We start from the raw sequence: 10749 nt of genomic DNA on the forward strand, positions 1-10749 counted from the left end.
TCTAGTTTCTCAGAGACAGACTTTGGACTTCTTTTGGACATAATAAAACTCCCTTTATAGTTTCTAGTGAAAATTTTTGTTTTTTCACTGTCCACTATAAGGGGAGTATATCACAGGACAGCGGGGATTCATTTATTTCAATCCAGCAACTAGACTTGCAATATCAGCTGGTCGGGTTCGGCAACAACCTCCAACCACTTTAGCTCCTAGCTTATGCCAAGCCAGAGTATTGTCCAAAAGGCTGTGGCTATGGTCAGCTTCTTCTTTCCAAGTTTGAGTGGCTCCGTCATAGACCTCACCCGAATTTGGATAGGTGACAAATGGTTTATCCGTTTTCTCTCTCAACTGACTGAGAAAGGCTGGATAGAGAGAAGGAGCTGTGCAGTTTAGACCAACCGCCAAAATCTGCTCACTGCTGTTGACCAGCTCTGCTATTTTCTCAATAGCCGTCCCATCAGAAATCGACTGCCCGTCTTGTGAAGTGAAACTAATATAGGCCTCTACCTCTGGAAAATCCTCCGCCAACAACTCTACCAAGGCCTGTGTTTCGAGAAAATTGGGAATGGTCTCCAAGGCTAAGAGCTCTGCCCCCTGTTCTAAGAGGAGCTCTGTCCGACGACGGTGGAAAGTCTTCAATTCCGCTAAACTGATGTTGCCATAATCACCTGTGTACTCCGAACCATTGGCTAGATAGGCTGCATAGGGACCAACATCGCCTGAAATAAGTGGATAAGTGCGACTTGTTTTTTCAGTTTCCGACAAGTCAGCCCAGACCTCGTCTCGAGCCTCCTTAGCCAAATCAACTGTCAGACGAATCAACTTTTCAGCCTCAGCTTGTGACAAGCCGACTTCTGCCAAACCTTCAAAAGTCGCCTGATAGGTTGATGTCGTGACCAAGTCCGCACCTGCACGAATGTAATCCTTGTGAATGTCCTTGATTAGCTGGGGATTCTCCAACAGATACTTGGCAGACCAGAGCTTACCTGATACATCATGACCTCGAAATTCCAATTCCGTCCCAAGAGCACCATGTAAAATAACAAACTCTTGATTTTCTAATAGTTCCTTAAAACGCCCCATCCAAAAACCTCCTACCACTTTTTAAAACGAATATAGTGATAAATATAGCAACCAATCATAAAGGGTACACCAAAGTAAAGACCTGCACGCTGAGAAGGATCCCAGCCGATTCCGATGATGGAAATAACCAGCAAAACAACTGTAATCCATGGCAAAGTCGGTGAAAATGGTGTCTTGTATTCCAATTCGTCTACACTATGATTCTTCAAAAACTCACGTCGGAAGCCGATTTGTGCTAGCGGAATTGCCAACCAAGCAATGACAACCGCAAAGCCAGCGATAGAAACCAAGGCCAAGAAAATAGTCTCTTCTGCATAAATTGACGCAACCAAGGCAATCACAACACCAACCATGGACAAAATCATCCCACGCATTGGAACGCCGTGCTTGTTGATTTTAACCAATTCCTTGCTAATCATGCCTTCGTTGGCCAAGGACCAAAGCATACGACTTGAAGCGTAAAGTCCCGAAGTTGAGGCTGATAAGATAGCTGTCAAAATGATGAAGTTCATAATGTCCGCTGCGTAAGGAAAACCAATTTTGTCTAGAACAAGTACGAATGGTGCTTCTGTCACACCTGCCTCTGACATGGGAAGCAAAGCTGCTAAGACCACGATGGTCAAAACAAAGAAGATAACCAAGAGACCGATGGTCGATTTGATAGCTTGTGGCACGGCTTTCTTAGGATTATCTGTCTCCCCTGCGGCAATTCCAATCATTTCCACTCCTGAGAAGGCATAGTTAACAGATAGCATGACTGAAATAAAACCAACGAGACCGTTCGGTAGTAATCCTTGGGCTGTAATATTACCGAAGAGCGGCGCAGCATTGGTCCCCTCAAACGGCAAGACGCCAAAAATAGCAAGAGTCCCGAGTACGATAAAGGCTGCAATAGCATAGACTTTGACAGAGGAAAGTGCGTCCTCTGCTCGAGCGAACCAGCCAACAGACAAAGTGTTCAACCCAAAGACAATGACCGCAAAAATCGTTGCAAAAATCCAAATTGGCACACTAGGAAACCAACGTTGCATGAGTTGAGCTGCTCCTACGAACTGTGATGCCAGAGCAACTACCCAGCAAAGCCAATACATCCAGGCCACCATAAAACCAGTACCAGGACTGATAAACTTAGTAGCATAGGTATGGAAGGAGCCTGTTACTGGCATGGCTACGGAAAGCTCCCCCAGCGAAAACATAACCAAATAAACCATAACAGCTCCAAAAAGATAAGCTGCAATAGCTCCAAATGGTCCAGCCTGTGCAATAGTATAGCCTGAACTCAGGAACAAACCTGTACCAATTACCCCACCGATGGACAACATCTGCAAATGACGGCTGTTCATTTCACGGTTAAAGGTGCCTTGATTTTCAAAATTATGATTTTCCATAAACTCTCCTAAATAGTAATGATTTATTTATGATAACACAGTTTTTCAGAAAATCGTTATACCGTTTTCAATGCAAGCGCTATAGTTTCAAACTATGACAAATCCCCGCCGTCACAGGACAGTGGGGATTACTTATCTTACAAAGATTTCAACATATTATCAATATGCTGGATAGATTTTTCACGGCCGAGCAGGTAAATAGTATTTGGCAACTCTGGTCCGTGCATTTCGCCTGAAACGGCGATACGGATTGGCATGAAGAGGTTTTTGCCCTTGATGCCTGTTTCTTTTTGGACTGCCTTGATTTGCGGGAAGATGTTATCTGGTTGGAACTCTTCGTCCGTCATGGCCTCCAATTTTTCCTTGAGGGCATTGAGAACAGTTGGAACGGTTTCGCCAGCCATGACTTCTTTTTCCTCGTCTGACAATTCTGGGAAATCAGAGAAGAAAAGGTCTGTCAAACCAACAATTTCATCCGCAGATGACATTTGTGGCTTGTAAAGTTCCACCAATTTTTCTGCCTTGTCTGTCAAGCGACCCGCTTCTTCCAAGAATGGCTTAGCAAGATTGAAAACAGTTTCCAAATCAGCATTCTTGATGTACTCATTGCTCATCCAGTCCATTTTCTTCTGGTCAAAGGCTGCAGGTGACTTGCTGAGACGATTTTCATCGAAGAGTTGGATAAATTGCTCACGGGAGAAGATTTCCTCTTCACCACCAGGGTTCCAACCCAAGAGACCGATAAAGTTGAAAACAGCTTCAGGCATGTACCCTTTACGACGGTAATCTTCGATAAACTGAAGGGTGTTGGTATCACGTTTGGACAGTTTTTTACCAGTCTCAGAGTTGATAATCAAGGTCATGTGACCAAATTCTGGCGCTTCCCAACCAAGTGCTTCATAGACCATGAGTTGCTTCGGTGTATTGGCAATGTGGTCGTCCCCACGGATAACGTGCGAGATTTCCATGAGATGATCGTCAATCACCACGGCAAAGTTGTAGGTTGGATAGCCGTCACGTTTCTGGATAACCCAGTCGCCACCGATGTTGCCACCTTCGAACTCGATTTCGCCCTTAACCATGTCATTCCACTTGTAGATACCTGTTTCGTTGACAGCCAAGCGAACAGTTGGGACAATGCCAGCCGCCTCACGCTCTGCCATGTAGGCTGCTTTTTCATCTTCAGACATGCCCAGGTATTCGTTGATGTAGCGAGGTGTTTCGCCTGCAGCTTCCTGACGCTCACGCTCCGCCGCCAGCTCTTCTTCTGTCACGTAAGATTTGTAGGCCTTACCTTCTGCCAAAAGTTGATCAACATACTTTTGGTAAATATCCAAACGCTCTGATTGACGGTATTGCTCATGAGTTTCTGGACTCTCATCCCAATCAATCCCCAACCAACGCAGGTTTTCAAGCTGAGAACGCTCGCCGTCTTCCACATGGCGCTTGCGGTCGGTGTCTTCGATACGAATAAGGAAAGTACCGCCGTGATGACGGGCAAAAAGATAGTTGAACAATGCTGTACGGGCATTTCCGATATGCAACAGTCCCGTTGGACTTGGTGCGTAACGCACACGAATTGGTTTAGTCATGTTTCTCTCCTGTAAAATTTTCATACTCCATGAAAATCGAAATCAGACTAGGCGATGCAGACGAAGATAGAACTGAAGTTCATCAAGTCAAGTCAACGACGTCTGAATTTGATTTTCGAAGAGTAGCAATCAAGAACATTATAGCATAGATAAGCATAAGAAGATAGAAAAAATCAGCCTAGATAGACTGATTTTGAGGTGTTTTTTGATTACTAGCCAGCCAGTAGAGGACATAGAGGACCAAGAAGCCTGTTGCCGCTAGGAAAAGTCCGCTAATCTGATTGACAGTCAATACCAAGACCAGACCTGATACCAGTAGTCGAGTAAAAGCTTGACCTAGCATAAAATAGGTCGATACCGCTCCACCAATGGTCGCCAACTGCTCCTCTGGCATGGAATTGACAAACTTGGCATTAAACTTGGGACCGCTAGCTCCAGAACTAATTCCCATTGTAGTAAGGAAGAAGAAAATAATTGGCAGTTGATGAAACAACATTCCGACAAACACTCCCAGTAGAGAGAAAGTGGCAGCCACTTCAAGCGTCACCATGCTGGTCTTTTTGAAAAGGGTAAATACCAAGGTCGAACCCAAGATGTTGCCGACAAAGAAAATCAGAATGGTCAGGGCAAGGGTGGTCTCAACATTGAGAAAAACAAGGCTTGAGTCTTCGCTAATCAGCAGGACCAGAATAGGATAGAGAATCGCTCCACAGGCGTTGATTATGGGGCTGGTAATCAGGACCAGGCGAAACTCGGGGATCTTGCGCAGCTCCACGATGGCTTGCTTGAAAGAAGCTAGAATGCCCGGACCCTTGGTTGCCTGCTCGGGCTGGCTCGGCTGCTCTGCTATTTTCAAAGGTTGCTCCGTCAGGAGTTTGCGAAAGGCTGGCGTCAGCAGCTGCATGATGAGAAGGGCGGCTAAAAAGGTGCCGGCGTTGAGAAAGGCCAGGTTTTGGTAGGAGAGGAGGCCGACCAAGAGGGCAGAGAGGGCCTGAAAGGCGATGTTGAGGAGGCTGGTCACGGTCTGGCGAAAGGCCGAGTACTGCTCCCGCTCTTCTTTGGGCGCTACGCGTAATCCCAGAGGTGTATAGAGGCCGTTTTCATAGAAGCCAGCGAAGTCTGCAAAGACATTGAAAGTTGCAGCCACCACGACAATCCAGAGGGCTGGCTCAAAGCCCATGCAGAAGCCGAGGATGAGGTAGAGAAGGACACGGAAGAGAAGGGTCAGCTTAATGGTACCGATTTTATTGACCGTCTTGTCTGCCAGATAGCCTGTAAAGAGCCCCATAAAGCTAGGAAAGATTTCCGAGAAGGTCACAATCGCCAGTGCCAGACGGCTGTTGGGTACCAGCAAAACATAGTTCATCAGGGCTAGGTAATAGACCACATCGCCAAAATTGGACAACATATCCGCAGTCAGTACCCATAGATAGGTAGCATTTTTCAAAATCTTTTTCATGATAATCCCTTTCTTTTGAATAATTTCCAGAATATTCTGAATTTTTGTCTTGCAGAAGAGCCTGAATAGACTGCTCTCTGTTCACTCTAGGTGTAATAGATATTCAAAGTAGAGAAGGCCATATCTCCTGTGATATGCAGCATCTTTTCTCCTATACCAGTTGCATAGTTATTGACAGCAGACATGGAACTGTCTAGCTCCACGACCGCCTGCCAATTTGCCGGCAGATAAAGATTAACTGATGAGAAAGCTGCATCTATATGAAACTCAGCCTTATCTCCCAGAATAACCGCCTGATCAAAATAAACCATACTGGAGCCAAAGGCCACTTCCACACTATCGTAGGTAAAATTTTCCTCATGAATGTAGCGAGTAGAGGAGCCAAAAGCTATTTCCCGTCCCTTATCGCCAATCACTCCTGTACCAACTCCATGAGTTGGTCTGCGCTTCTTGGGTTTAAAAATCAGTTTCAAGCCAAGGCACAGCAGAACAAGCGATAGAACCATATTCCAAGTCCCAAACTTCACCCAATCATAAACTGAGTTCACTGCTATAAAAGCTAGACCAAAACAAAAGATACTGGCAAGCCAATCTAGCTTCACCAAGCGGTGAAATCCAGTCACAAAAGTTAAAACAAACCAGACAGTGGTCCAAAAGGGCATGGATAAATGCAAACCTAGTGAATCCCTAAACAGAACCAAGCCTGCCAAAACCAGCAGCGCGATTCCTAAACCATATTTTTTCATCTTCCTACCTCATTTCCTGTAACTTCTCTTTTAATAAATGGTAATAATGCCGCGACACATGGACCTCCTTGTGGGTCTTATAAAAGGAAATCCGGCTAGTCCCTGAAAAGGACTTGTCCAGCGAGTAGATGGCCTTGCTATTGGCAATGGTTGACTTGGAAACCCGGCAAAAATGAGCAGGGAGACAATCTTCCAGTTCATAGAGTTTCATCTTGACTTCATAGGCGTCATCTCTAGTATGCTCCATCAGCTTAGTCCCATCGGTTTCAAAAAAGAGTAGGTCTTCTAGTTTCAAGAAATACTCACTAGTGCCCTTGTAAAAAACCAGGCTAGGACGACTCAGGCGACTCAGTGCTTGCTGGATTTGTTCCAACTCTGGTCCTAACTGATTGCTTCTGATAATCACTTCGACTTGTTCTAAGCTGTCATCTAATTCAATCCGAACTTTCATAAGACCTCCTTTGCTTTTTCTGGTTTTATTATATCAACTTACTCGAATTTTGCAAGGGCATTTCAGTAAGTGGTTAAAAAATGCTAGTAAGTGGTAACATCGAACAAGCAAAAGCCCCTTGCGTTGACAAGGGACTTCATGTTTTATGTCGAAAATGGCAGAGCTACTCTTCTGGCTCATCCCCATTTCTTTTCTTGCGTTGTTTAAACAAGCCTCCAAACAGAAGAACTGTTCCTAACAGGCTGGTCCAAATCGATGATTCCTCACCTGTATTTGGTAACTGTTGTTTTTGCACAGTCCTTGGTGGCTGAGGAGATACTGGTTCTGGAATGAATTCACTTACCAACTCTGATTGTGGGAATCCTTCATTTTCCGAAAGATTTTCACCAGTAGATTCGTTCATACTTTCTAAAACGGATTCACTGTACCGTTCCGAAACAGAGCTTTTATGACTGGTAGATAATAAATCAGATACAAACATGGACTCCGAAAGGATGTCAGACTGAGTTTGGCTGACTGATTCAGAGGAGGAAGCAACAATAGACACACTAATCAACTCAGAGAGGGACGTCAAGACAGATTCACTGACCGATTCGGAAAGAGACCCTGAAATTGATGAACTGATAGATAGTTGGTGCGAAATTGAAGTTGATAAGGATTCTTCCTCAGACGGAGTATATTCTGAGCTCCGAACCTCACTTAAACGTCTTATGGACTCGCTGACTGACTCGGAAGCGGACGTTGAAACGGACTCACTTAACGATTCTGAGAATGAGGTCGAAACCGACGCACTAACCGACTCGGAAGCAGACGTTAAAACGGACTCACTTAACGATTCGGAAGCAGACGTTGAAACCGAAGCGCTAACCGACTCAGAAACGGACGTTGAAACGGACTCACTGACTGATTCGGAAGCGGAAGCCGATACGGATGCACTAACCGATTCAGAAACTGAGGTCGAAACGGACTCACTTAACGATTCAGAAGCTGACGTTGAAATGGATTCACTAACCGATTCGGAGACTGAGGTAGAGACGGACTCACTTAACGATTCGGAAATCGACGTTGAAACGGACGTGCTTAACGATTCTGAGAATGAGGTAGAAACGGACTCACTGACTGACTCGGAAGCGGACGTTGAAACGGACCCACTTAACGATTCGGATACTGAGGTAGAGGCGGACTCACTGACTGACTCGGAAATCGACGTTGAAACTGACCCACTTAACGATTCGGAAACGGAAGTCGAAATGGACGCGCTTAACGATTCAGAAACGGACGTTGAAACGGAAGCACTGACTGACTCGGAAATCGACGTCGAAATGGACTCACTTAACGATTCTGAAACTGACGTTGAAATGGATTCACTAACCGATTCGGAAACGGACGTTGAAACGGAAGCACTGACCGATTCTGAAGCGGAGATAGAGACTGACTCACTAATCGATTCGGAAACGGACGTTGAAACGGAAGCACTGACCGATTCTGAAGCGGAGATAGAGACTGACTCACTAACCGATTCGGAAACGGAGGTTGAATCGGACGCACTTAACGATTCGGAGACGGAAGCCGATACGGACGCACTTAACGATTCGGAAATCGACGTTGAAACGGAAGCACTGACCGATTCTGAAGCGGAGGCAGAAACTGACACACTAACCGATTCGGAGACGGAAGCCGATACGGATGCACTTAACGATTCTGAGAATGAGGTCGAAACGGAGGCGCTAACCGATTCGGAGACGGAAGTCGAAACGGATGTACTTAACGATTCAGAAACGGACGTTGAAACGGAGGCACTTAACGATTCTGAAGATGAAACCGATACGGACGCACTTAACGATTCAGATACTGAGGTAGAGGCGGACGCACTGACTGACTCGGAAGCAGACGTTGAAACGGACGTGCTTAACGATTCGGAGACAGAGGTCGAAACGGACGTACTAACTGACTCGGAAGCGGACGTTGAAACGGACCCACTTAACGATTCCGAAGTTGAAACCGATACGGACACACTGACTGACTCGGAAATCGACGTTGAAACGGACGCGCTGACCGATTCGGAAACGGAGGTTGAATCGGATGCACTTAACGATTCGGAAATCGACGTTGAAACGGATCCACTTACCGATTCCGAAGATGAAACCGATACGGACGCACTGACTGACTCGGAAGCAGACGTTGAAACGGACCCACTTAACGATTCGGAGACAGAGGTCGAAACGGACGTACTAACTGACTCGGAAGCAAACGTTGAAACTGACCCACTTAACGATTCGGATACTGAGGTAGAGGCGGACTCACTGACTGACTCGGAAATCGACGTTGAAACGGACTCACTTAACGATTCGGAAGCGGAGGTCGAAACGGAGGCGCTAACTGATTCGAAAACTGACGTTGAAACGGATCCACTTAACGATTCCGAAGATGAAACCGATACGGACGCACTGACTGACTCGGAAGCAGACGTTGAAACGGACGTGCTTAACGATTCGGAGACAGAGGTCGAAACGGACGTACTAACTGACTCGGAAGCGGACGTTGAAACGGACCCACTTAACGATTCGGATACTGAGGTAGAGGCGGACTCACTGACTGACTCGGAAACTGACGTCGAAACGGAAGCACTGACTGACTCAGAAGCGGAAGCCGATACGGAAGCACTTAACGATTCTGAGAATGAGGTCGAAACGGAGGCGCTAACCGATTCGGATACGGAAGTCGAAACGGAGGCGCTGACCGATTCGGATACGGAAGTCGAAACGGACGCACTGACTGACTCGGAAATCGACGTTGAAACGGACGCACTTAACGATTCAGATGTGGAGGTAGAAACCGACGCACTTAACGATTCGGATACGGAAGTCGAAATTGACGCGCTTAACGATTCGAAAACTGATGTTGAAACTGACGCACTGACTGACTCGGAAATCGACGTTGAAACGGACGCACTTAACGATTCAGATGTGGAGGTAGAAACCGACGCACTTAACGATTCAGAAACGGAGGTAGAGACTGACCCACTTAACGATTCTGAGAATGAGGTAGAAACCGACGCGCTAACCGAGTCGGAGACTGATGTTGAAACTGACGCACTGACTGACTCGGAAATCGACGTTGAAATGGACGCACTAATCGATTCAGAAGTGGAGGCAGAAACCGAAGCGCTAACCGAGTCGGATACTGAGGTAGAGGCGGACTCACTGACTGACTCGGAAATCGACGTTGAAACGGACTCACTGACCGATTCGGAAGTGGATGCTGAAACGGATGCGCTAACCGAGTCGGATACTGAGGTAGAGACGGACTCACTTAACGACTCGGAGACGGAAGCCGAAATGGACGCACTAATCGATTCAGAAGCGGAGGCAGAAACCGAAGCGCTAACCGAGTCGGATACTGAGGTAGAGACGGACTCACTTAACGATTCAGAAACGGAAGTCGAAACCGATGCACTTAACGATTCTGAGCATGAGGTAGAAACCGACGCACTGACTGACTCGGAAACGGATGTTGAAACGGACGCACTGACCGATTCGGAAACGGATGTTGAAACGGACGCACTGACCGATTCGGAGACGGAAGCCGATACGGACGCACTTAACGACTCGGAAGCGGAAGCCGATACGGACGCACTTAACGACTCGGAAGCGGAAGCCGATACGGACGCACTTAACGACTCGGAAACTGAGGTAGAGACTGATTCGGAAATCGACGTTGAAACGGACTCACTTAATGATTCTGAGACAGATGTCGAAACTGACACACTAACCGATTCGGATACTGACGTTGAAACGGACTCACTTAACGATTCTGAAACGGAAGTCGAAACGGATGTACTTAACGATTCAGAAACGGACGTTGAAACGGAGGCACTTAACGATTCGGAAACGGAGATAGAAACTGACTCACTAACCGAGTCGGATACTGAGATAGAGACTGACTCACTAATCGATTCGGATACTGAGATAGAGACTGACTCACTAATCGATTCGGATACTGAGATAGAGACTGACTCACTAATCGATTCGGA

At 46.4% G+C, this 10749-nt stretch carries 7 protein-coding genes and 1 pseudogene; 1 reads left to right on the plus strand and 7 read right to left on the minus strand.

Translation table 11 applies throughout. The features are described from left to right. Positions 1-132: 132 nt before the first annotated feature. The 7 genes from mmuM to C1G57_RS11545 form a co-directional block, all read right to left on the minus strand. Positions 133-1080 carry a homocysteine S-methyltransferase gene (gene mmuM / locus C1G57_RS00490; protein WP_105113284.1) on the minus strand — a complete coding sequence of 316 codons (948 nt, stop codon included), beginning with the start codon at positions 1078-1080 and terminating at the stop codon, positions 133-135. Between the two features lie 11 nt (positions 1081-1091). Further along, positions 1092-2468: an amino acid permease gene (locus C1G57_RS00495; protein WP_105113285.1), complete on the minus strand. Its 1377-nt coding sequence runs from the start codon at positions 2466-2468 to the stop codon at positions 1092-1094. A gap of 137 nt (positions 2469-2605) precedes the next feature. Next, positions 2606-4060 carry a glutamate--tRNA ligase gene (gltX, locus tag C1G57_RS00500; RefSeq protein ID WP_105113286.1) on the minus strand — a complete coding sequence of 485 codons (1455 nt, stop codon included), beginning with the start codon at positions 4058-4060 and terminating at the stop codon, positions 2606-2608. A 178-nt stretch (positions 4061-4238) separates the two neighbouring features. Continuing rightward, positions 4239-5519, minus strand: coding sequence for an MFS transporter (locus tag C1G57_RS00510; protein ID WP_105113287.1), 1281 nt, complete (start codon positions 5517-5519; stop codon positions 4239-4241). 86 nt (positions 5520-5605) lie between these two features. Next, a complete protein-coding gene (locus tag C1G57_RS00515) occupies positions 5606-6265 on the minus strand; it encodes a LiaF transmembrane domain-containing protein (protein ID WP_105113288.1) in 660 nt (219 codons plus the stop codon). Positions 6266-6269: 4 nt separating this feature from the next. Further along, a complete protein-coding gene (locus C1G57_RS00520; RefSeq protein ID WP_105113289.1) occupies positions 6270-6716 on the minus strand; it encodes a LytTR family DNA-binding domain-containing protein in 447 nt (148 codons plus the stop codon). Positions 6717-6879: 163 nt separating this feature from the next. Further along, positions 6880-7197, minus strand: coding sequence for an LPXTG cell wall anchor domain-containing protein (locus tag C1G57_RS11545; RefSeq protein WP_330846532.1), 318 nt, complete (start codon positions 7195-7197; stop codon positions 6880-6882). 229 nt (positions 7198-7426) lie between these two features. Here C1G57_RS11545 and C1G57_RS11550 point away from each other — a divergent pair. Then, positions 7427-10749, plus strand: a pseudogene (locus C1G57_RS11550) (hypothetical protein); the annotation flags it as partial.

Source organism: Streptococcus suis (assembly GCF_002960425.1).
GTDB lineage: Bacteria > Bacillota > Bacilli > Lactobacillales > Streptococcaceae > Streptococcus > Streptococcus suis_S.